Source organism: Cryobacterium sp. GrIS_2_6, from assembly GCF_035984545.1.
Taxonomy (GTDB): Bacteria; Actinomycetota; Actinomycetes; order Actinomycetales; family Microbacteriaceae; genus Cryobacterium.
Window position 1 is genome coordinate 2,865,059 of sequence record NZ_JAXCHP010000001.1, and the last position, 20,826, is coordinate 2,885,884.

21 protein-coding genes are annotated in these 20,826 nt (G+C 65.6%); 9 read left to right on the plus strand and 12 right to left on the minus strand.

Annotated features, from left to right (window positions below; genetic code table 11):
- Positions 1 to 37: 37 nt before the first annotated feature.
- On the plus strand, positions 38 to 934 hold the full coding sequence (locus tag RCH22_RS14040; RefSeq protein ID WP_323510572.1) for a hypothetical protein: 897 nt from the start codon (positions 38 to 40) through the stop codon (positions 932 to 934).
- Between the two features lie 49 nt (positions 935 to 983).
- On the opposite strand, the gene RCH22_RS14045 is transcribed toward RCH22_RS14040, so the two are convergent.
- Complete coding sequence (locus RCH22_RS14045; RefSeq protein ID WP_322136602.1) at positions 984 to 2,084, minus strand: ABC transporter substrate-binding protein; 1,101 nt, start codon at positions 2,082 to 2,084, stop codon at positions 984 to 986.
- A gap of 238 nt (positions 2,085 to 2,322) precedes the next feature.
- Between RCH22_RS14045 and RCH22_RS14050 the strand changes: the two genes are divergently transcribed.
- A complete protein-coding gene (locus tag RCH22_RS14050; protein ID WP_322140604.1) occupies positions 2,323 to 3,300 on the plus strand; it encodes a magnesium transporter CorA family protein in 978 nt (325 codons plus the stop codon).
- A 98-nt stretch (positions 3,301 to 3,398) separates the two neighbouring features.
- On the opposite strand, the gene RCH22_RS14055 is transcribed toward RCH22_RS14050, so the two are convergent.
- The 3 genes from RCH22_RS14055 to RCH22_RS14065 all read right to left on the minus strand — a co-directional run bounded on the left by RCH22_RS14055 (position 3,399) and on the right by RCH22_RS14065 (position 6,493).
- Entirely contained in the window at positions 3,399 to 5,297 is a 1,899-nt protein-coding gene (locus tag RCH22_RS14055; protein ID WP_322189263.1) for a polysaccharide deacetylase family protein, read from the minus strand.
- Between the two features lie 149 nt (positions 5,298 to 5,446).
- Positions 5,447 to 5,713 (minus strand): GlsB/YeaQ/YmgE family stress response membrane protein, encoded by a 267-nt coding sequence (locus RCH22_RS14060; protein ID WP_322136604.1) that lies wholly within the window; start codon positions 5,711 to 5,713, stop codon positions 5,447 to 5,449.
- Between the two features lie 123 nt (positions 5,714 to 5,836).
- Positions 5,837 to 6,493, minus strand: a complete 657-nt coding sequence (locus tag RCH22_RS14065) for an Asp23/Gls24 family envelope stress response protein (protein WP_322136605.1) — start codon at positions 6,491 to 6,493, stop codon at positions 5,837 to 5,839.
- Between the two features lie 134 nt (positions 6,494 to 6,627).
- On the opposite strand from RCH22_RS14065, the gene RCH22_RS14070 reads away from it, so the two are divergent.
- The 4 genes from RCH22_RS14070 (at position 6,628) to RCH22_RS14085 (ending at position 8,648) form a co-directional block, all read left to right on the plus strand.
- Positions 6,628 to 7,203, plus strand: a complete 576-nt coding sequence (locus tag RCH22_RS14070; protein WP_322136606.1) for an RNA polymerase sigma factor — start codon at positions 6,628 to 6,630, stop codon at positions 7,201 to 7,203.
- Positions 7,200 to 7,859, plus strand: coding sequence for a hypothetical protein (locus tag RCH22_RS14075; protein WP_322136607.1), 660 nt, complete (start codon positions 7,200 to 7,202; stop codon positions 7,857 to 7,859). The genes RCH22_RS14070 and RCH22_RS14075 overlap by 4 nt, the downstream gene beginning before the upstream one ends.
- A complete protein-coding gene (locus RCH22_RS14080; protein ID WP_322136608.1) occupies positions 7,852 to 8,181 on the plus strand; it encodes a hypothetical protein in 330 nt (109 codons plus the stop codon). Before RCH22_RS14075 ends, RCH22_RS14080 begins: the two co-directional genes overlap by 8 nt.
- Before the next feature lie 80 nt (positions 8,182 to 8,261).
- Positions 8,262 to 8,648 (plus strand): DUF1304 domain-containing protein, encoded by a 387-nt coding sequence (locus RCH22_RS14085; protein WP_322136609.1) that lies wholly within the window; start codon positions 8,262 to 8,264, stop codon positions 8,646 to 8,648.
- A gap of 53 nt (positions 8,649 to 8,701) precedes the next feature.
- Here RCH22_RS14085 and RCH22_RS14090 read toward each other — a convergent pair whose 3' ends face one another.
- The 4 genes from RCH22_RS14090 to RCH22_RS14105 all read right to left on the minus strand — a co-directional run bounded on the left by RCH22_RS14090 (position 8,702) and on the right by RCH22_RS14105 (position 11,427).
- On the minus strand, positions 8,702 to 9,379 hold the full coding sequence (locus RCH22_RS14090; protein ID WP_322136610.1) for a hypothetical protein: 678 nt from the start codon (positions 9,377 to 9,379) through the stop codon (positions 8,702 to 8,704).
- On the minus strand, positions 9,376 to 9,831 hold the full coding sequence (locus RCH22_RS14095) for a hypothetical protein (RefSeq protein WP_322136611.1): 456 nt from the start codon (positions 9,829 to 9,831) through the stop codon (positions 9,376 to 9,378). The genes RCH22_RS14090 and RCH22_RS14095 overlap by 4 nt, the downstream gene beginning before the upstream one ends.
- A 31-nt stretch (positions 9,832 to 9,862) precedes the next feature.
- Positions 9,863 to 10,765, minus strand: a complete 903-nt coding sequence (locus RCH22_RS14100; protein ID WP_327014458.1) for a DUF6545 domain-containing protein — start codon at positions 10,763 to 10,765, stop codon at positions 9,863 to 9,865.
- 110 nt (positions 10,766 to 10,875) lie between these two features.
- Complete coding sequence (locus RCH22_RS14105) at positions 10,876 to 11,427, minus strand: hypothetical protein (protein ID WP_322136613.1); 552 nt, start codon at positions 11,425 to 11,427, stop codon at positions 10,876 to 10,878.
- Positions 11,428 to 11,873: 446 nt separating this feature from the next.
- Between RCH22_RS14105 and nrdD the strand changes: the two genes are divergently transcribed.
- From nrdD to RCH22_RS14120, 3 genes are all read left to right on the plus strand, one after another.
- Complete coding sequence (nrdD, locus tag RCH22_RS14110) at positions 11,874 to 14,120, plus strand: anaerobic ribonucleoside-triphosphate reductase (RefSeq protein ID WP_322136614.1); 2,247 nt, start codon at positions 11,874 to 11,876, stop codon at positions 14,118 to 14,120.
- Positions 14,113 to 14,715, plus strand: coding sequence for an anaerobic ribonucleoside-triphosphate reductase activating protein (gene nrdG / locus RCH22_RS14115; RefSeq protein WP_322136615.1), 603 nt, complete (start codon positions 14,113 to 14,115; stop codon positions 14,713 to 14,715). Before nrdD ends, nrdG begins: the two co-directional genes overlap by 8 nt.
- Positions 14,716 to 14,863: 148 nt before the next feature.
- Positions 14,864 to 16,372: a DUF222 domain-containing protein gene (locus tag RCH22_RS14120; RefSeq protein ID WP_322140603.1), complete on the plus strand. Its 1,509-nt coding sequence runs from the start codon at positions 14,864 to 14,866 to the stop codon at positions 16,370 to 16,372.
- Positions 16,373 to 16,552: 180 nt separating this feature from the next.
- Here RCH22_RS14120 and RCH22_RS14125 read toward each other — a convergent pair whose 3' ends face one another.
- The 4 genes from RCH22_RS14125 to RCH22_RS14140 all read right to left on the minus strand — a co-directional run bounded on the left by RCH22_RS14125 (position 16,553) and on the right by RCH22_RS14140 (position 20,798).
- The gene (locus tag RCH22_RS14125) at positions 16,553 to 17,731 is read right to left on the minus strand and encodes an MFS transporter (protein WP_322136617.1); all 1,179 of its coding nucleotides are present in this window, start codon (positions 17,729 to 17,731) and stop codon (positions 16,553 to 16,555) included.
- Between the two features lie 151 nt (positions 17,732 to 17,882).
- Complete coding sequence (locus RCH22_RS14130) at positions 17,883 to 19,217, minus strand: MFS transporter (RefSeq protein ID WP_323504847.1); 1,335 nt, start codon at positions 19,215 to 19,217, stop codon at positions 17,883 to 17,885.
- A 72-nt stretch (positions 19,218 to 19,289) separates the two neighbouring features.
- On the minus strand, positions 19,290 to 19,928 hold the full coding sequence (locus RCH22_RS14135) for an RpiB/LacA/LacB family sugar-phosphate isomerase (RefSeq protein WP_323508581.1): 639 nt from the start codon (positions 19,926 to 19,928) through the stop codon (positions 19,290 to 19,292).
- 57 nt (positions 19,929 to 19,985) lie between these two features.
- The gene (locus RCH22_RS14140; RefSeq protein ID WP_322189259.1) at positions 19,986 to 20,798 is read right to left on the minus strand and encodes a gluconate 5-dehydrogenase; all 813 of its coding nucleotides are present in this window, start codon (positions 20,796 to 20,798) and stop codon (positions 19,986 to 19,988) included.
- Positions 20,799 to 20,826 lie beyond the last annotated feature (28 nt).

Below are 20,826 nucleotides of genomic sequence, written 5' to 3' on the forward strand. Positions count from 1 at the left end.
CTCTCCGTAAGTTGGGGAGCGGACGAGCGGAGCACACGTGGCAGAGATCGATCAGAATCCCCTTCCGATAACTGACCGGGCACGGGTTGCGGAGCCTGCGACGCCTCTGGGCACGGCCGAGGAGACGGCTCCGCGTGGCCAACGGTTGCGTGTCCCGCGGTTCAGCGGCCGCCCGATACTCAGCAAGGTCCCCGAGGTGACCGCCGCGTTCTGGGTCACCAAGGTGCTCACGACCGGGATGGGCGAGACGACGGCCGACTACCTCGTGCACCAGATCGACCCGCCCGTCGCCGTCGGCCTCGCGGGCCTCGGCCTGTTCGCCGCCCTGCTCCTGCAGTTCGCCGTTCGCCGTTACGTCGCGTGGGTCTACTGGCTCGCCGTCGTCATGGTGAGCATCTTCGGCACGATGGCAGCCGATGCCGTGCACGTAGGCCTCGGAATCCCCTACCTCGTGTCCACGGTCGCCTTCGTCCTCGCGCTCGCTGCGATCTTCCTTGCGTGGCGGACGACCGAGAAGTCGCTCTCCATCCACAGCATCGTGACCCGCCGCCGCGAGTTCTTCTACTGGGCGACGGTCCTCACCACCTTCGCCCTCGGCACCGCTGCCGGCGACCTGACCGCGATGACCTTCGGCCTCGGCTACCTCGCGTCGGGAATCGTCTTCGCTGTGCTCATCGCCATCCCCGCACTGGCGTATCGCCGCTTCGGCATGAACGCAACGCTCGCATTCTGGTTCGCGTACATCCTGACCCGGCCGCTCGGGGCATCCTTCGCCGACTGGGCCGCCGTCTCGCTCGAGCGGGGCGGCCTCGACTTCGGCACGGGACCGGTGAGCCTCGTGCTCTTCGGCGCAATCGTCGCCCTCCTTGCCGCCCGCGCGATCCCGCCGCGCTCTCCCGCCGCGCTCCCGCGAGAATGCACGTTTGGCCCTTAAGTTACCGGCGATAAGGGCCGAAAGTGGACTCTCGCGGCGGGAAGCGGGGCTATTCGGTACCGAGGCCCGCGGCCGAGACCGGCTTCTCACCGGCCGCCGTGCGCACCTTGTTGAGCGCGGTCAGGTCGAACAGGCCGTTCAGGTCGCCGGTCTTGGTGGTGCCGGCCGACACGCCGTTCTCGAGGCTCACCGCGAACGTCGACGCGAGCGGGTCCGTCGAGAACGTCACCTTGGTCAAGGCTCGCGTGATCACGGCATCGGAGAGAGCCTTCCCGCTGTCGGCCGTGAGCTTCTTGTTGATCACGGTTGCCGCATCCGTCGGGTTCTTCGTGAGCCAGTCGACGGATGCCGCGTTGCCGGCCACGAGGGCCCGGACCGTCTCCGGGTGCTCGGCCAGGAATCCCTTCCGCACCAGGAGTACGGTCGTCGGGAAGGCGCCGTCCGGCCACAGCGAGGACTCGTCGACGAGCACTTTGGCGCCGGCGTCGACGACGAGGCGGGAGACCCAGGGCTCCGGTAGCCAGGCGCCGTCGATGGCGCCGCTCTGGAACAGGGTGAGGGTCTGTGCGTTCTCGGTCGGCGTAATCTTCACGTCGCCGCCGCCGGAGGTGTCCGTTGTGAAGCCTTTGCTGCTCAACCAGGCTCGCAGTGCGACGTCCTGAGTGTTGCCGAGCTGCGGGGAGGCGAGGGTCTTGCCCTTGAGGTCGGCGGCGGAATTGATCCCCTCGCGCACGACGAGGGCTGCTCCGCCGCTTGTCGCGCCTGCGACGATCTCGACCGACTCGCCTTTGCTCTTGATGTAGCTGTTCACGGCCGGGCTCGGGCCGATGTATGCCGCGTCGATCGCGCCGGCGCTGAGCGCCTCGATCGTCGCGGGGCCGGCGTTGAAGATCTGGGTGCTGAGCTTGGTGCTGCCGAGGGAATCCTGCAGCAGGCCGTTCTCGATTCCGACGAGGGCAGGGGCTTGGGTGACGTTGTCGAAGTAGCCGAGCCGGAGCTCTGCGGCCGGACCGGCTGCGGTGGCACCGGAGGTGGCATCGGCCGAGGCGGCGCATCCGCTCAGGGTGGTGGCGAGCAGGGCGACGGATGCCGCGCCGAGGGCGAGGCGCATCCCCGTGCGACGAGCAGTGGTGTGGGTCTTGGTGGACATGGGCTTCACTTCCATTCGGTGGACGGCGTACGCTGCGGCACCCGGGGTGGTCTCGAGACCTGGGGTGGTCTCGAGACGACGTTATTCACCGAATGACCTGAGCGACATTCCGGCCGGTCACGCCCGGTCACGAAACGTAGCGCAGCGTCACACAGCATCGACGAGCCTCGGCGCGACGGCGATGAGACTCGGCAGGAGCGTTGACCCCGCTGCTCCGCGGATGCTGCTTGACTGAGGTGTGCGCACACCGAAAACCCGCTGCTACCGGAACGGGGACCTCGTCGACGAGGGCTTCCCGCTCGCCGACGTCTCCGAACACCTCGCCGACGAGGGCTGTGTGGTCTGGGTGGACCTGTGCTCGCCTGAAGAAGCGGACCTGGACCTGCTCGCGGAGGAACTCGGCCTGCATGCCCTCGCCGTCGAGGACGCCTTGAAGCTGCACCAGCGTCCCAAACTCGACCGGTACTCCGACCACCTGTTCCTGTCGGCGTATTCGATCACGTTCTCGCCGGAGACGGCCTCGGTGGAGACCTCGGAGATCGCCGCTTTCATCACCGAGCGGGCCTTCGTCACCGTGCACAAGGACCCTGACTTCGACGTCGACGCCGTCGTCGCCCGCTGGGACTCCTCCCCCGACCTCGCCTCGAACGGTGTCGCGTTCCTCCTGCACGGACTCCTCGACTTCCTCGTCGACGGCTACTTCGAGGCCGTCGAGGCCCTTGACGAACAGGTCGAGGAGCTCGAGAGCCAGCTCTTCGAACCGAGGAGCGACCAGGAGGCTGTGCAGCGCCGCTCCTTTGATCTCCGGAAGAGCCTCGTGCTGATGCGCCGGGTGATCCTGCCGATGCGTGAGGTCGTCAACACCCTGTTACGCCGCGACGTGCACCTGCTGCCAAACGACATGGCGCCGTACTTCCAGGACGTCTATGACCACGTGCTGCGCGCGATGGAGTGGACGGAGAGCCTCAGGGACCTGGCCACGAGCGTGCTCGAGGCGAACCTCGCGATCCAGGGCAACCGGCTCAACGTGATCACGAAAAAGGTCACCGGCTACGCGGCAATCATTGCGGTGCCCACGGCGATCACCGGTTTCTACGGCCAGAATGTTCCGTACCCGGGCTTCAGCGAAGTCGGCGGCTTCTACAGCTCCATCGCGCTCATCGTCGGCCTGTCCGCCCTGCTCTACCTGCTCTTCAAGCGCAACGACTGGATCTGAGACCGGCACGACAGGCACGACAGGCACGACAGGCACGACACGCGCGCACAGGGGATGCCGGGCGCGGCCCAGGGCGGCGCGACCGGCATCCCCTGCCATTACAAGGCCGGGGCTCCGACCGTGTCGAACATCGCGTAGTCGTCGGTCACGAGGGTTCCGTTGCTGAACAGGTTCAGCCCGAAACTGATCGCGGTGGCACCGGCCGGCAGGGCCGGGGTCGTGAAGCTCGCCTGAGTGTACGCGGATGCCGTCGCGAGCCACGGGCTCGACGTCCAGTATTGCCAGGCCCCGCTCGCATCCCGGTAATAGACCGCGAACTGGGTGGAGGTCGTCGACGTGTACCAGGCCCGGAGCGAGTAGGTGCGCCCGGCTATCGCGGGCGGGGCGCAGGCCCCGCTGTCCAGGCTCGGCAGCAGCTTCGCGTCGCCGTTCGCGTAGTTCGTCACGACGAGCTTCTCCGCCTTGGTGCCGGTGTGCGCCGTCGCGACGGTCGTGAACGCAGCCGTGTTGGTGCCGTAACCGCCGATCTGGTAGCACTGCGGGAGGGCGGCGACGCCGGCGGTCTCCAGACTCGAGTTCTGGATCAGGTTGGCGCCGGGGGCCGGCGGCGGGGATACGGGCAGGGTTGCGGCGTCGAAGGCCGTGTAGTCGTCCGTGGTCAGGGTGCCGTTGCTCAGGAGGTTGAGGCCGAAGGTGATCGCGCTCGCCCCGGCGGGCAGTGCCGGGGTCGTCCAGCTCGCCTTCTGGTAGGTCGCGGACGCGGCGAAGAGCGGGCTCGCGGTCCAGTAGGTCCAGGAGCCGAGTCCGGTCCGGTAGTAGACCTCGATCTGGGTCGCTGCCGTGGACTTGTACCAGGCCGCGAGCGCGTACGCCGTGCCCGGGGTGGCCGCGGGGGCGCATCCGCCCAGGTCAGGGGTCGGCAGCCATTTCGCGTCACCGTTGGAGTAGCCCGTCATGGTCAGGCGGGCCGCCCGGTTGCCGCTGTGGCCCGGGGTGACCGTGGTGAAGGCGGGGGTGTTCGTGCCGTATGAGGCGCCCTGCCAGCACTGGGGTAGTCCGGCGGTCAGGGTTTCGAAGCCGGGGTTGGAGACCAGGTTGATGCCGGCGGGCTTCGGCGTGACGGCCGGGCCGGAGACGACGGCTTTGACGGTGCCGCCGATGACCTGGTCGACCGTCTTGACCGTCGTCGTCGCAGGGCGGGTCTTCAGCCACTGCACGAACTGGGTGAACAGGGTCGGGCTGATCGTGAGCGGGTCGGTGAGCCCCGTCGCGATGTGGTGGAAGGTCAGCTGCTGCCAGCCGCCCGCGGTCTCGGCCTGGGTGACGGTGTTCTGGAGGTCGGTCAGGCTCCAGGTGTTGTCGACCTCATCCGGAGCCTGGGTCAGGTACGGGTCGGGCGGCGGGACGCTCTCGGTGAGCGCGCATCCCGTGCAGCCGAACCGGGTCTGGATGTCTCCGAGGCCACGGGCGCTGTTGTACCCGCAGTTCTTGACAATGGTTTCGGTGGCAGGGGTCAGCAGCGAGGCGAAGGGATAGGCGAAGCTCGTCACCCGGAATCCCCAGTTGGTGAGGTTGACCCGGTCGTTGCAGACCTGGCGGGTCGCCTCGTCCGTCGGGAGGGTGGCGAGGTCGGGGTGCGTCACGGTGTGGCCGCCGATTTCGTTGCCGTCGGCGACGAGAGTCTGCACCTGGGCAAGTGTCATGTAGCCCGGCTGGTTGATATACCCGGACGGCGTGTAGAAGGTGCCGTGCAACCCATTCGCCTTAAGGATCGAGGCCGCGGTCAGCTGGTCCGCGTTCGCGTCGTCGAAGGTGAGCGTGATGACGGCGGGAACGGCAGCGCTGGCCGGAAGGGCAGCGAATCCGTCGGCGACTCCGACGGAGACGAGTGCAAGCACGAAGGTCGAGACCCAGGCGAGCCAGCGCGGGCGGCTCCGACTGAAATTACCGGTCAGCCGGTGTTTGGCGGCCGCAGGATTGCCTGACTGAACGTCCATATCGCTGAGCTCCATTCTGGGCCCCTGTCTCCCGCGCCGGGATGGCGCGGAAGACAGTCGGGTTAGGGCGCCGGAATCCCCATTAACGGGTGACCTCTCGGCCCTGTCAATGCGCGGCGCCCCACCAGAATGGGGGGTAGAACGGATGCCTAGACCGCGCGGCGGCGACCCGTTGCGAGTCCGTAGATCAAGAGGACGACGATGGAGCCGCCGATGGCGAGAAGCCAGGTCTGCAGCGAGAAGAAGTCCTGCAGCGGAGCGTTGAACAGGATGCCGCCGAGGAACCCGCCGAGGAGTGCGCCGACGACGCCGAGGAGCAGTGTCACGAACCATCCGCCGCCCTGCTGGCCGGGGAGGATGAGTTTGGCGATGGCCCCGGCGATCAGGCCGAGGAAAAGGAAGCCGAAGAAGCCCATGGGGTGCTCTTTTCTGGATTGGTCACACGTGGTTGCGGATTTTGAAACGGTCTAGCGGTGGAGCGGTCTGGCGGCGGAACGACGGCGGCGCGGCAGGCCGGGGCCCGCCGCGCCGGAAGAGGTCTAGTCCTTGAAGATGTCCTTGATGTTCTCGCCGGCCTTCTTGGCGCTCGCGGATGCCTGCTCCGCACGCCCCTCCGCGACCTTGGAGTCGTCGTTGGTGGCCTTGCCGATGGCCTCGTTGGCCTTGCCCTTGAGGTCTTCGGCCGCGTTCTTGATCTTGTCTGATGCGCTCATCGTGTTGTCACTTTCTCTCGGTGTTTCTCTGGGGGTGCCCGACGCGGTTGCGCGGGAAGTCTGGTCGTCTTCCGAGGGGTGGTGCACGTCATTGATCGTGACGTTCACCGCCGACACGCCGAGGCCGACGAAGTCCTCGATCGCCCGCGTGATGCTCGCCCGCACCTCGGCGGCGATCTGGTGCACCGGAACCGGGTACTCGGCCACGATGACGATGTCGACGACCACGTCCGTGTCACCGACCGTGACGCTGACGCCCTGGCTCAGGTCCGTTCCGCTCAGGGCCTCGCGAATGGCGCCGAAGGCCCGGACGGGCGCGCTGCCGAGGGAGTGCACCCCGGTCACGCCACGGGCGGCGACGCCCGCGACCTTGGCGACAACGCTGTCGCTGATGACGGTCTGTCCGCCGACCGAATCGCCGCCGGAGACACCGCCGGACGAGTCGCGATCGGAAATACCGCGGAGAGCACGGGAGAGCGGCATGTTGGGTATTCTTTCGTTGTCGATGGGCGAAGATCGTGATGATCGTCACTGGTATGACGTAGGCCGCCACCGGTTCGTCACGCGGAGATCGAAAATCTATTGGGCGCACCACCGGGTGAATCGGGAAGGACGTGATGACCACCGTTACGAGGCACGCCGTCCCATCCGCTCTCGACGCGGCATCCGACGCCCTGCTCGCCGACCGCGCGGCCGACGGCGATGTTCGCGCCTTCGAGGTTCTCGTCCGTCGCCACGGCCCTCTGATGCGCGTGCACGCGACCCGGATCCTGGGTTCGAACGACGAGACGGACGATGTGGTGCAGGAGTCATTCATCACGGCCTGGCGGCAACTGCCGACCCTTGAGAACTGCGCCGCGGTGAAGAGCTGGCTGATGCGGATCTGCGGTCGCAAGAGCATCGACCGGGTTCGCGCCCGCCGCGACCACGCCGACATCACCGAAACGGATGCCGCGGCTCCGGCGGCGCTCACGCCGCACCACGTCGCCGAGACGCAGGAACAGGCCGAGGCGCTCGCGCGATGCCTCGCGGAGCTGCCGGACGACCAGCGGCGCTGCTGGACCCTGCGGGAACTCGGCGAATACAGCTACACCGATATCGCCGAAGAACTCGACCTGCCCGTGTCGACCGTGCGAGGCTTGTTGGCACGCGCCCGAAAAACCCTGCTGCGGGAATTGGAGGACTGGCGATGAACGCCCCAGACACCCCCTTTGTGGCTTTCGACCCCGAAGAGCTGGCCGAGGAGCAGGCCCGCCTGTCCGGGCACACGATCGAGGACCTCAACGACTACCTCGACCGAGGTCGCACCCCGAGCGACTCGAGCATCGACGACTCCCCGGCGTGCACAACGGCCCTCACCCGCCTCGAGCGGCTCCGAGCAGCGCTGCGCCGGGTCGACTCGGCCGCCGTGGACCGGGAGTCGTCACGGACTGACGGCTGGGTCGCGACCATCATCGACAGCATCCGGCTCGAGACCCGGGCCGGTCGGCGGATCCCGCTCACGTCCGACTCACCGGTCGCCCGGCTGGCGCTCACCGAAGGCGCGGTCATCGGTGTCCTGCGCACGGCGGGGGACGGGATCGACGGCATCCTGATCAGTCGCTGCCGCCTCGACGGCGACGTCACCGAGCCGGGAGCCCCGATCACGGTGCGCCTCGAGGTGTCGGTCGGGGCCGACGGGATGAATGTCGGCGAGAGCATCACGGCCCTCACCGCACGCCTGCGCGCGGCGGTCTACGCCGTGCTCGTGCAGCAGACGGAACTGTCGATCGCCGCCGTCGACATCACGGTCACCGACCTGTACCTCACGACAGCCCTGCCGACCCCCGAAGGAGAAGCCGATGAGTGAGCCCGCTGTCGCTGCCGACCAACTCGACGACTACATTCTCGCGGTCCCCGGCGTCGACGCGCTCTACCCGGCCGGCCCGCTCCTGACCACGGTCGTGGCCTCAGTCGTCGCCGCGCTGATCCCGAGCGTGGCTGCGCCGAATCCAATCGTCGTCGTCGAGAGGTCCGGCGCACTCTCGATCGCCGCGAACATCGGCGTCGGCCCCGATCATGCGGCACCGGATGTCTGCCGCCGCGTTCACGATGCCATCGCCGAGCACTTCCGTCACGCCGGAGACCCGGTCATCTCCGAGATCGCTGTCACGGTCGCCCGCATCGGCTGACGCCCGTGAGTCGCGCCGCAGACTCCGATACGGCAGGATGAGTTCCGTACCGATTGGTTCACAATCTTCCGGAGGAACCCATGCTCATCGCCGCCCAAATCGTCGCCACCATCGCCGCACTCCTGCACGTGGTCTTCTTCCTCTTCGAGAGCGTGCTCTGGATGCGCCCCGCCGTCTACGGGCGGTTCGGGATCGCATCCAGGGACGAAGCGGCGACGATCCGCGCGATGGCGTACAACCAGGGCTTCTACAACCTCGCCCTCGCGGTCGGGGTGCTCGTCGGCGTCGTGCTGCTCGGGCAGTCCGGTTCCGCGTTCATCGCGGGCAAGACGGCGGTCATCTTCGGAACCGCCTGCATGTCGGTTGCCGGCGTCGTCCTCGCTTCAACGGGACCCTCCTACCGACGCGCGGCCGCACTCCAGTTCTTCCCCGCTGCCCTCGCCCTCGTCCTGGCGAGCCTCAGCTAACCCCACGAACAGCGCCCGCCGCGTGGCGACCACGCTCGGCGCGCACGCCGACGCTAGTCGACCGCTGCCTGCGCGGTCAGCAGACGGGTCACGGCCGCGAGCATGGGTGCGCCCCAGCCGGTCGCCCGCGTTCCGCGGTCGTGCTCCGGAATCGTTCGGTTGTAACTCTGGTCGAAAACGACGACGCTCCGTCCGGCCTTCAGCAGACCGGTCACGACGGGCGGGGCGTCGTCGACGAACAGGTCGATCCCCTCGAGCGCATGCTTGTCGAAACCCGAATGCACGACCGTGGCCAGGGGCAGTCCGTTCGACGCGATCCACTCCCGCGTATCGGGGTTGAACTCGTCACTCCTGGCCGTGACGGCAACAAGCTCGCATCCGGCAGCCTCAAGGGCGAGAAGCGTCACGACGGCCTCGTCGAACACCGCGAGGCCCAGGTAGAAGCCGTGGCGTTCGGCATGACCAAAATGGCCGAGGAAGTCCGGCATATCGACAAACCACGCGTCGTCGCCGATCCACATGGCGTACTGGTCGAGGTCGGGGAATCGCGTGGACCGTTCAGCCAGGGGGATCGAGAGCTTCTCCCCCATCCAGTTTCGGAGACCACCGACCGTGTCGGCGGTCGTCGCATCGAGGTCGACCCCGATACGCGGGGCGCGGCCATGCGCGGTCCGGAACCGATCAAGCGCGGCAGTCAGATCGGCGGGAGCCACAAATGCGTTCGGAGTCATTCGAGAGTGTCCTCTTTCAGAAGTTGGGTGATGGTGCGCAGAGTCTCCGGGGAGACATCGCCGAGAGTCCTCGCGGCGAAATTCACGACTCGTTGTGCGCGGAGCTTCTTGACAAAGGCGAGTTGGGTGTCCACTCGGACGGGGATATCGTCGTCGGAACCCAGGAGGTAGGCCGGCGGGATCCGGAAGAATTCGGCAATTCCGGTCAGGAGTTTCTCGTCTGTCACGAGAGGGCCGGTCCCCGCGATCATATATGCCCACCGGGCTCGGGAGAGGGAAAGCGACCGGTCCCGCAGGCCCTCGGCTATCTCGCGGTAGGTATACGGGGTATTTCCCTCTGCGACGACGACGTCGAGCAGAAGGTTGAGCTTCCTCGCCAGTTCCATCTGCGCGCTGAGACCCTGTGCGGTCGGAGGAGTCTTGCCGTTCACGTCAGGCGTTCCCCTCTTCATCGGTGCGCCGTCCCCGCTACGTCTCGTCGCATCACGGCTGCCCCTCCACAGTCATAACGGGCAACGCTCGAGCGCCACCCGGGGAAACGAGGTGCTCAGCGGTAGCCAACAGCGCCTGGTCCGACCGCGATATTTCCTGAGGATACAGCAGGAGGCAATCACGAACCTCGACATAGCGACGGTAGAGTCGCGCAGCGGCGCCGCGGGTCAGAACCAAGTGGATCCTCGCCTCAGGAACGTCAAGGCTGAGTTCGGGCGACTCGGACAACAGCCGCTCCCAGAGAGGTGCGAGCCTCACCAGGAGAACGCGAACCTGGACTTCCCGTTGGACTCGTATGACGCCGTCCACCGCCGCCGTGAGGCCGAATCCAACGGCCAGGCACGAGGGCGCGATCAATAGCGCCGCATAGTAGACGCCGCCCGTCCCGGTCGCGAAGTCAGCATTGTGGTTGACGTTCGCCATGACCGCATTGAGGAGGCTGACGACGGCGTACACGATGACACCGGCGCAGCCGACAACGACGAAGCCGAGTGAGACCCGGGTCAGCCGTCGTCGCTGCCTTCGCCGGTCCGAGAGACATGCCGCCGCCACCGTGACCGAGAAATACGCCAGGGCCACCCAGGTGGTCGCCGCGTACGCCGTGTAGTCCCACCGATCGAGAAAGCGGATGTCCGGCAGCAGTCGCCAGTCGGCCCCAAAGAACAACACTGACTGAATGAGAATGACCACCCCCGGGAAGATCGCAGAGAGAGGTTTGATCCGCCACCCACCGGGGTGCGCCGACGATGCGGCCCGCACGAGTTCGTTGAGAAGTGCTATTGCGATGACCGCAGTGACGTGGAAAAGGTAATACGTCACGTTCACGCCGCCGAGAGCGGCATCGAGCACGTCGAAGACAAGATCGGTCTGCAGCGACATCGTCAGCGCGAACACCGCAAGAAACGAGAACAGCAGGCGCCGACGGCCCCGCACGACGGACGGGAGGCAGAACAGGGCGGCCAGCCAAAGGAGCGCGCTCACGCCACCAGCGATGAGGGAGGCCACTACAGCACCCGCCCGAATCCGGTCCGGGCGCCGTCACGGGCCTCCGCGCGGTCACTCAGCATAGTCAAGGCGAGCCGGTCGCCGATCGCTTCGGCGAGTGCTTCCAGCTCGTCGGTCAAACTGCTTCGCAAAAGTGCGTGCACGATGGCGTCATAGGGGATCAGGGGCGCGAATCGCGCGACTTGATCGGCCGAGAGTAATTCCTTGTCGTCGCTGAGGATCATATGGCCATATTCATGGTTGATGAGCTGCTGCCGATGCACTGCTGAGATCGTCGGGGCATGGTGGATGCGCTCGAAGGCTTCGCCGGCGACCTCGATCCAGAGTCCGCAGACACCAGCGTGCAGCATCGTTTCGCTGCCCTCGCGGATCACAATCTGTTTTTTCCGGAGGCTCTCCATATGCGCGTGGAGCCGCTCGGGCGTGAGCGGCCGCGGCAAATCGAGTGCCGCGACAAGCTCGTGCGCGCGCTTCTGGCGTTCTTGGTGATCCATGGTCTTTCCCCCGGTCGATGCCACGTTCAGCCAACCCCGGACCTCAACATTGGACATGTCTATCGTCTGCTACGCTTGCCTTCGGTTGGACATGTCTAGGTTACAGTTCCGGGGGGAACGCCGTAACCGGCATGTCCGAACCACGCACGATGCGGATTCACGGGCGACAGCGGGGCGTCGCCGTGCGCGTGGTGCGGAGCTGCCCACAGGCCTCCGCACCACGCAGCCGCCTCGCCACATCGTCTTCTCGCCGCACAGGCTCCTCACCATGCCGCCCCTGCGCCACGCTGCCTACCGTGCCGCCCATGACTTGCGGCTGCGCTTGATCCGGAATCTGGCCTTTTCCGACACCTTTCGCGTGGCGCGGAGCAAAATGTGCTCCTGTGGTCTGACCACAACAGGTAGTATCGATCTCACGCCCCAACCACTAGATATGGTCTTTCGCCCGACTAACTGTCCCGCTCGATTGTCGTGGGGAGTATTAGTCAAGGAGGCAGCAGCGCGTGTTGAAGACAGAAGACCCCGGCACAGGAACGCCTACGGCTGGCAGCGGTCTCAGCACCCTTATGGTGTCGAAACGCGACGGTCGCCGGCTCGCCTTCGATGACGCCCGGATCTATGCCGCACTGGCCAAGAGCTTCACGGAAGTGAACGGCGAACTGACCCCGCTCACGCACCGGATCATCCGTGACCTGGTCACTCGTATCGATCGCGAGATAGCCTCGCGCTTCGCGGTCGACATCAAGATCTACGAGGTCCAGAACATCGTGGAACACGCCCTGCTGGACAGCAAGGAATACGAAGCCGCAGAGGCGTACATCAATTACCGGATCCAGCGCGACTTCGCGCGCAGTAAGTCCACCGACATCAACCACTCGATCATCAAGCTGATCAGCAAAGACGAAACAGTCGTCAACGAGAACGCCAACAAGGACAGCGATGTCTTCAACACCCAGCGTGACCTGACCGCCGGCGCGGTGGGCAAGGCGATCGGCCTGAAGATGCTGCCGCCGCACGTCGCCAACGCCCACCAGAAGGGCGACCTGCACTACCACGACCTCGACTATCACCCCTATGCCCCGATGACGAACTGCTGCCTCATCGACTTCAAGACGATGCTCAGCACCGGCTTCCGGATCGGCAACGCCGACGTCGACCCGCCCCGCTCGATCCAGACGGCCACCGCGCAGATCTCGCAGATCATCGCGAACGTGTCGTCGAGCCAGTACGGCGGATGCTCGGGCAACCGGATCGACGAGGTGCTCGCCCCGTACGCGGAGAAGAACCTCCAGAAGCACCTCGCCGACGCCAGGACATGGATCGCCGATGAGTCCCAGCACCAGCAGTTCGCGGAGGAGAAGACCCTCAAGGACATCTACGACGCGATGCAGAGCCTCGAATACGAGATCAACACCCTGTTCACCTCGAACGGGCAGACCCCTTTCACCTCGCTCGGCTTCGGCCTCGGCACCAGCTGGTTCGAACGCGAGATCCAGAAGGCGATCCTGCAGATCCGCATCGAGGGACTCGGCAGGGAGAAGCGCACCGCGATCTTCCCGAAGCTGATCTTCACGGTGAAGCGCGGCCTCAACCTCGACCCGACCGACCCGAACTACGACATCAAGCAGCTCGCGCTCGAGTGTTCCACCAAGCGCATGTACCCCGACATCCTGAACTACGACAAGATCGTGGAACTCACCGGCAGTTTCAAGGTGCCGATGGGCTGCAGGTCCTTCCTCCAGGGCTGGACGGACGAAGATGGCAACGACGTCTCAGAGGGCAGGATGAACCTCGGAGTCGTGACACTCAACCTGCCGCGGATCGCCCTCGAGGCCGCCGGCGACAAGGACAAGTTCTGGAGCATCCTCGCCGAACGTGTGAGCATTGCCCGCGACGCCCTGCTCTTCCGGATCGAGCGCTGCAAGGAAGCGACCCCGGAGAACGCACCGATCCTCTATGTCTACGGCGCCTTCGGCCAGCATCTGGAGGCCGGCCAGTCCGTCGACACCGTGTTCAGGAACAAGCGCGCCACCGTGTCGCTCGGCTACATCGGCCTCTACGAGGTGGCCTCGGCTTTCTACGGCGGAGCCTGGGAATCAAACCCCGAGGCGAAAGACTTCACCGTCGACATCCTCCGCACGCTCCACGACCGCACCCAGGAGTGGAGCAACGAGTACGGCTACCAGTTCAGCGTGTATTCGACCCCGAGCGAGAGCCTGACCGACCGGTTCTGCCGGCTCGACACCGCGAAGTTCGGTTCGGTCGCTGACATCACCGACAAGGACTACTACACCAACAGCTTCCACTACGACGTTCGCAAGAGCCCGACGCCGTTCGAGAAGCTCGACTTCGAGAAGGTCTATCCAGAGTTCGCCTCCGGTGGGTTCATCCACTACTGCGAATACCCGATCCTGCAGCAGAACCCCAAGGCACTCGAGGCGGTCTGGGACTACTCCTATGACCGGATCGGCTACCTCGGAACCAACACCCCGATCGATCGTTGTTACGCCTGCGGCTTCTCGGGCGACTTCGACGCGACGGAGCGCGGCTTCGAGTGCCCCGAATGCGGCAACGCCGACCCGATGACCTGCGACGTCGTCAAGCGCACCTGCGGCTACCTCGGCAACCCGCAGGCCCGACCAATGGTGCACGGCCGGCACATGGAGATCACCTCCCGGGTCAAGCACATGGCGGGCGGCACCGGCATCAGCGGGGCGGATGCCCCGGCACCGGTCTCCGAGGATGCGTAACCCGCGGCCCGGCGAGTGGCTGTCTGAGAAGCTGAGCCAGCGATACGTCGGGGACTACAAGCCCTTCGTCTTCGTTGACGGCGAAGGCGTGCGGTGCAGCCTCTACCTGTCCGGATGTCTGTTCGCGTGCGAGGGCTGTTTCAACGAAGCCACCTGGAGCTTCCGCTACGGCCAGGAATACAGCCAGGAACTCGAAGACCAGATCCTGGCCGACCTCGGCCAGGAGTACGTCCAGGGCCTGACCCTGCTCGGCGGCGAACCCTTCCTCAACACCGGGGTCTGCCTCGGGCTGATCGACCGGGTGCGCCGGGAGTTCGGCTCGTCGAAGGACGTGTGGTCCTGGACCGGATACACCTTCGAGGAGCTCTTGCTCGAGAGCCCGGACAAGCTCGCCATGCTCCGCGGAATCGACGTCCTGGTCGACGGTCGGTTCGAGCTGGCGAAACGTGACCTGAAACTGCAGTTCCGGGGCAGCAGCAACCAGCGGATCATCGACGTCCCCGCGTCCCTGACCGCCGGAGAGGTGGTCCTGTGGGGTGGACTCCGGGATGCGACGAACACCTTCGAACAGATCGAGAAGCGCCAACTGATCTAGTCCCCGGGTCGGGGAACACAGCGCACGCCGCGACCGCCCCCGGCAGCGGCCCGTCCTCAACAAAGTTTCTCTGACCGGGTTTTCCACAGGCCATTTGTGGGGTGGCGGATGCCGGTGGAATGTCGGTGGTGGTCCGTAGAGTGCCCCCATGACAGTTGAAGAACCCTCAGAATCTCACCTGGACAGCCCCGTGGACAGCAGTGTGGACAGCGCTGCGGAACCCCCTCCCGGGACCCCTCCCGAGAACCCTCCCGCCATCCCTCCTGATGTCCCTCCCGACAGCAGCCTCAACGCCCAGCACCTCGGCCTGGTGGAGCCGTCCCTCGCCGATTTCTATGACGCGATCCGGGAAGCAGACCGGGAAATCAACCGGGCCACCGCTCGCCGGGCCGCCGCGATCTATACCGCGCAACGGGTGCTGGCCGATGCGGGCCGGGCCCGGGCGGAGGCCGCCGAGCAGGCCGGCGGGCCGCGCCCGCCGTGGTCGCCGGAGGAGGCCACCAAGGAGGAGTTCACCTGCGAGGTCGGGGCCCTGCTCCGGCTGCCGCGGCGCACGGCGGAGACCCTGATCGAAGCCAGCCGCACCCTCGCCGAAGACCTCCCCGCAACCCGGGACGCCCTCGCCATCGGGGCGATCAGTTACCGGCACGCTCAAGTGATCATGGACCAGGCCTGGGGCATCCGCATGGGAGACGACCCGGAAGCGGCCGCCCGGGCCCGCGCCGTGTTCGAAGACGTCCTGGTGCCCGTCGCGGAAGTCCTCACCGTGGCGAAGCTGTCCGACCGGGCCCGGCGGGTGCGGGAACGCACCCACCCGGAAACCATCACCGCGAGGCACCAGAAGAGCGTCGAAGACCGGCACGTGGTCTTCCAGGCCCTCAACGACGGGATGGCGTCGTTGTATGTGACCGGGGACGCGGAGAAGGTGCAGGCCGCCTACCACCGCACCCTCGACACGGCGCTCTGCCTGCAGGGCCCGGAGGAAACCCGCACCCTGACCCAGCTGGCTGCAGACGTGCTCACCGACGTGCTGCTCAGCGGGGTCACCCCGGACGGACTGGGTGCCGGGGTGGCCGCGCAGGTCAACGTCACCGTCCCGGTCCTGACCCTGCTGGGCACGAGCGAGGAACCCGGGTATCCGGCCGGGTACGGACCCATCGACCCCGACACGGCACGGCGTCTCGCGGCGGGGGCGCCGAGCTTCACCCGGCTGCTCACCCACCCGGAGACCGGGGTCGTGCTCTCGATGGGACGGGACACCTACAAGGTCCCCGCCGCGCTCAAGAAGTGGCTCGAGGTGCGCGATGAAACCTGCACCTTCCCCGGCTGCCGCCGCTCGGCGAAACGCTCCGACGTGGACCACAGCGTCGAGTGGCAGCACGGCGGCGAAACCAACGCGATGAACCTCGCCCACCTCTGCCCGTATCACCACGCGGTCAAGAGCTACAAAAGATGGACACCGAGACACCTGGGCGATGGTCGGATCGAGTGGACGTCCCCGGCCGGGTACCGCTACATCGTGGAACCCTCCGCCGACATGAGGCCACCCCGGAAACCCAAACCCGCACCGAAACCGCGGGTTCCGTTCGTGGATGTCTGGACCCTCGACCCCGAACCCAACGACCCCGACAACCCCGACAACCCAAGCCCGTTCTAGTCAGCAGCGCAGCCGAAGAGGCGCCAGCGGGCTGGTGCCTGCGGACGCCCCTGGGTGCGGTGATGCTGGGTACGGTGATGCTGGGTACAGCCCGACTTGGTACTGCGCCGCTAGACGCTCGCTACTTGGTACTGCGCCGCTTGACGCTCGCGACTTAGTACCGCGCTACTGGGTACTGCGCTACTTGGCACTGGTTGAGCTCGTGCTCTCACCGATGATGCCGTGTTCCCAGCGGCGTTCGTCGAGGTCGTTGGCGATCCTGCGGTACTTATCGTCGGACACGGTGTAGATGAAGTAGATGATGATGGCGGCGATGACCAGTGCGAGGGCCGGATACAGCGTCATGACCGCCTTGATACCTTCGAGCGTCTCGCCCGACTGGCTGGTGGCCTTGGCCACATATCCGGTGACGGCGAGCATGCCGGCACCGACCACCGCGGCGCGGGACTGGGCGAGCTTGCGAGAGAAGCTGAAGGCGGCAGAGGTCACGCCCTCCTTGCGCACCCCGGTGTGCCATTCGCCGTAGTCGATCGTGTCGGAGACGAACGCCCAGGTGATGCCGTTCGGGATGGCCAGTGCGGCGGAGCCGATGGTGACGAGGATCATGAACGTCCACAGGTTGGTCGGGATGATGAAGTCCAGCCCGTTGGCGACGATCGCGATGATGAAGCTGCCCATCACGGTGCGCTTCTTGCCGAAGCGCATGACGAGCCTCGGGATGAACATGATGCCGACGATGGAGGCACCGATCATGACGAGGTTCAGTACGGCCTGGAGTGCGAGGTTCCCGAGGTTGTACTGGGCGAAGAAGATCATCATCATGTTGTTGACGTTCATCGACGAGATCGTGAAGAGGGACATCAGCACGAGGCCGAGCAGCGGGCGATTGGTGAGAACTGCCCTGGCGTAATCCTTGATGCCGTTCTTCCCCGAGCTCGCTGCCCGGTTGATGACGACATTCTCCTTGGTGCCCCGGTAGCAGAGCACGAATGAGACCATGGTGAAGGTGACGACGGTCATGACCGCGAGGAGGATCGCGCTGACCATCATCACCGGGCGGAACTTGCCGCGCTTGCCGATCTTGCGGCTGTCGATGAAGATCGCGGCGAGCGGGTCCATGACGGCGTCGAAGAGTTTCACGAGCACGAAGATCAGGGCGACGACCGCCGGGCCGATGCCCGCGGTGTCGATCCAGAACTTGGTCAGGTAGGCCTGACCCAGGTCGAACATGAACCCGCTGCCCAGGTCGCCGAATCCGTAGGCGACCTTCTCCTTCGTATTGAGTCGGGCTTCTGAACCAAAGACGGCGGGGGTGGGCTCTGCGGCAGAGACAATCTCCGCGTTCTCTTGGATGGTCATGGTCGCTCGACGCCAGGAACCTGCGCGTGTGGACGCAGCGCAGCAAAGTGGCACTGTTTCCCTCGTCGTGCGGCGAGCCCCGGGTGCAGCGCACGACAAAGCCCCCTGCCTCCCGGTCAAATGCGGGAGGCAGGGGGCTTTGTCGTGCCCGTTACTCGGCCAGGCTCTCGCCGGATCCGTTGCAGAGGAACAGGGTGGCACCCGCCGCGATCACGGTGACCACGAGTGTGGTGATGCCGATCACGATCGGGATGTTGCTCGTTCCGGGAGGAGCCATCAGGGTGAAGATCGCCGGCGCGAACGCGGCAAGCATCAGGCCGACGTTCTGCGAGACGGCGAAGCCGGTGACGCGCAGCCGGGTGGGGAACTGCTCCTGGTAGGCCGTGGCGAATGTGGCGTTCCACATCTGGAAGAAAATCGACATGGCGAGCACGCCGAGGATGAGCACCATGGCGAAGTTCTTTTCCTGCACCGCGAAGAGGAACGGGATCGAGGTGAGGCCGCCGCCGAGGGCGCCGGTGATCATGAGCGCCTTCCTGCCGAAGACGTCGGAGAGCTTCCCGAACAGCGGGATCGTCAGGGCAGAGACCGTGTTGATGATGAGGATGATCCACAGGAACTCACTCGTCGTGAAGCCGACTCCGTAACTCTCCTGCTTGCCGTAGGTGACACCGAAGACCAGGGTCGCGGTGCCGATCACGTTGGCGAGCGTGCTGATGACGCAGATGAGGAGCATGCGCGGGTAGCGACGGAACAGTTCGATCGCCGGGGTCTTGAACTCCTTGACCTGGGACTGCTTCAGGTAGGCGGGCGGCTCTTCGATGTTGCGGCGAATCAAGTAGCCGGCGAGGATGACGACCGCGCTGAGCAGGAACGGAATCCGCCATCCCCAGCTCTGGAAGGCCTCGGCGGGGAGCGCGGATGCCAGCGGAAGCATGAAGGCGAGGGCGAGGATGCTGCCGATCTGGGACCCCTGCAGGCTGAAGCTTGCGAAGAAGCCCCGCTTGGCATCGGGCGAGTGCTCGACGATGAGGGCGTTGGAGGCGCCCAGCTCCCCGGCGACGGCGAAGCCCTGGACGAGCCGGAGCACCACCAGCAGGATCGGCGCGAGAATGCCGACCTGGGAGTACGTCGGCAGAACGCCCACGAGGAGCGTGGCCAGGCCCATCATCATCATGGCGATGACGAGGACATGCTTCCGCCCGTGGCGGTCGGCCAGGTTGCCCAGGACAATGGCGCCGATGGGCCGCGCGACATAGCCGACGCCGTACGTCGCCAGCGAGGCGACGATGGCGACGGCCGGGCTCGCGGTGGGGAAGAACACCGTCGGGAACACGAGTGCTGCTGCTTGGGAGTACAACGTGAAGTCGTAGTACTCCAGTGCGCTTCCGATCCACCCACTGAAGGCGGCGCGCTTGAGATTGCGGGATGAAACCTGTTTGTCGTTCGACGGCGTCCTCTGTGACGTTGCCGTGTTTTCGCTCATGACGAAACCCTTGATCTTCCTTGATAAGTGGTTCTAGTGTGATCGTTCGTGGTGCAGAGTGCAGTTCGCCGGTCAGGCGAGTGGCGCGAGGATGTAGTCGCGCACCTCCCCCGGTTCGGCGTTTGCGATGAAATACTCCGTGAAGTTCTCGGTGGCGATGGTTTCCTTCAGGAAGTCCTGATCGATTTCCTTGAGCACCTGGATGAGGGGCTTGTACACGACCGCCTTCACCTCGTTGAGGATGCGTGCATTGCGCTGCTCAGGGACCACCCGTTCCTTGGGGTACCCGCCACCCATCGGCTCGGCGAACAGGCGCTCGAAGATGAGCGTGAGGTTGAGCTCGGCCCCCCAGCCGAAGCCCTTCGCATAAGGGATGGAGAGCGCGTTGCCTCCGTTGATCTGGGAAAAGAGGTAGGCATCCGTCGGTTCGATGGCGATGCCGCAGACCACGCCGGGGAAGCTGTTGCAGGCGAGCATGGCCCCCACGCCGGTGCCGCAGCCGGTGACGACAAAGTCCACGGCCTTCGTGCCCAACAGGATCGAGGCGAGGAGACCGTTCTGAACGTAGGTCAGCCGGCTCTCGCCCTCTTTCCCGGTCATCCCGTAGTTAAAGGACTCGTGGCCTTTCTCGTCGGCCACATCCTTGAGCGCCTTGTAGATGATGGCGTTCTTGGAAGCCTGGGAGTTCTCGTTTATCAAAGCAATCTTCATTGGTTCTTCGACCTTTTTCATTGATGGTGCTCACGATGTGGTGCGGGCAGTCCCGCGTTACTGAGGGGTTTTCCCGATGTAGGCGAGGATGCCGCCGTCGACATAGAGGACCAGGCCGTTGACGAAGTCGCTCGCGTCGGAGGCCAGGAACACTGCCGGCCCCATCAGGTCCCTGGGGGTCCCCCAGCGCGCGGCCGGGGTCCTCGCGATGATGAACTGGTCGAAGGGATGCCGGGAGCCATCGTCCTGGAGTTCACGGAGCGGGGCCGTCTGCGGCGTTGCGATGTAGCCAGGGCCGATGGCGTTGCACTGGATGTTGGCCTCGGCGAATTCGGAGCAGATGTTGCGGGTGAGCATCTTCAGGCCACCCTTGGCTGCGGCGTAAGCCGACACGGTTTCGCGCCCGAGTTCCGACATCATCGAGCACATGTTGATGATCTTTCCGTGGCCGTTCTTGATCATTCCCGGCAGCACGGCCTTGGCGACGATGAACGGCCCGTTGAGGTCGACGTCGATCACCTGACGGAAGTCGGCGACGCTCATCTCGAGCATCGGGACGCGCTTGATGATGCCGGCGTTGTTGACGAGGATGTCGATGGTGCCGACCTCGTCCTCGATCTGCTTGACCATCGCAACGATCGCGTCTTCGTCAGTGACGTCCGCGACATATCCGTGAGCCTCGATCCCGGCTTCCTTGTAGGCGGCGAGTCCCCGGTCGACGGCCGCCTGGTCGCGATCGTTGAAGACGATCCGGGCGCCCGCCACCGCATACGCCGAGGCGATTGCCAGTCCGATGCCGTAGCTGGCGCCGGTGATCAGGGCGACTTTGCCGCTCAGGGAGAAGCTCTCCATGTCAAACTTTTCGGTCATTTTCTTACTCTTTTCGTGGAAGGCATGG

Bases quoted from the DNA above. Each gene is read 5' to 3' on its own strand.
- RCH22_RS14065 (WP_322136605.1), bottom strand. From the start codon at position 6,493: ATGCCGCTCTCCCGTGCTCTCCGCGGTATTTCCGATCGCGACTCGTCC.
- RCH22_RS14090 (WP_322136610.1), bottom strand. From the start codon at position 9,379: ATGACTCCGAACGCATTTGTGGCTCCCGCCGATCTGACTGCCGCGCTT.
- RCH22_RS14095 (WP_322136611.1), bottom strand. From the start codon at position 9,831: ATGAAGAGGGGAACGCCTGACGTGAACGGCAAGACTCCTCCGACCGCA.
- RCH22_RS14105 (WP_322136613.1), bottom strand. From the start codon at position 11,427: ATGTCCAATGTTGAGGTCCGGGGTTGGCTGAACGTGGCATCGACCGGG.
- RCH22_RS14045 (WP_322136602.1), bottom strand. From the start codon at position 2,084: ATGTCCACCAAGACCCACACCACTGCTCGTCGCACGGGGATGCGCCTC.
- RCH22_RS14125 (WP_322136617.1), bottom strand. From the start codon at position 17,731: ATGACCATCCAAGAGAACGCGGAGATTGTCTCTGCCGCAGAGCCCACC.
- RCH22_RS14135 (WP_323508581.1), bottom strand. From the start codon at position 19,928: ATGAAGATTGCTTTGATAAACGAGAACTCCCAGGCTTCCAAGAACGCC.
- RCH22_RS14140 (WP_322189259.1), bottom strand. From the start codon at position 20,798: ATGACCGAAAAGTTTGACATGGAGAGCTTCTCCCTGAGCGGCAAAGTC.
- RCH22_RS14060 (WP_322136604.1), bottom strand. From the start codon at position 5,713: ATGGGCTTCTTCGGCTTCCTTTTCCTCGGCCTGATCGCCGGGGCCATC.
- RCH22_RS14070 (WP_322136606.1), top strand. From the start codon at position 6,628: ATGACCACCGTTACGAGGCACGCCGTCCCATCCGCTCTCGACGCGGCA.
- RCH22_RS14055 (WP_322189263.1), bottom strand. From the start codon at position 5,297: ATGGACGTTCAGTCAGGCAATCCTGCGGCCGCCAAACACCGGCTGACC.
- RCH22_RS14075 (WP_322136607.1), top strand. From the start codon at position 7,200: ATGAACGCCCCAGACACCCCCTTTGTGGCTTTCGACCCCGAAGAGCTG.
- RCH22_RS14130 (WP_323504847.1), bottom strand. From the start codon at position 19,217: ATGAGCGAAAACACGGCAACGTCACAGAGGACGCCGTCGAACGACAAA.
- RCH22_RS14120 (WP_322140603.1), top strand. From the start codon at position 14,864: ATGACAGTTGAAGAACCCTCAGAATCTCACCTGGACAGCCCCGTGGAC.
- nrdG (WP_322136615.1), top strand. From the start codon at position 14,113: ATGCGTAACCCGCGGCCCGGCGAGTGGCTGTCTGAGAAGCTGAGCCAG.
- RCH22_RS14085 (WP_322136609.1), top strand. From the start codon at position 8,262: ATGCTCATCGCCGCCCAAATCGTCGCCACCATCGCCGCACTCCTGCAC.
- RCH22_RS14080 (WP_322136608.1), top strand. From the start codon at position 7,852: ATGAGTGAGCCCGCTGTCGCTGCCGACCAACTCGACGACTACATTCTC.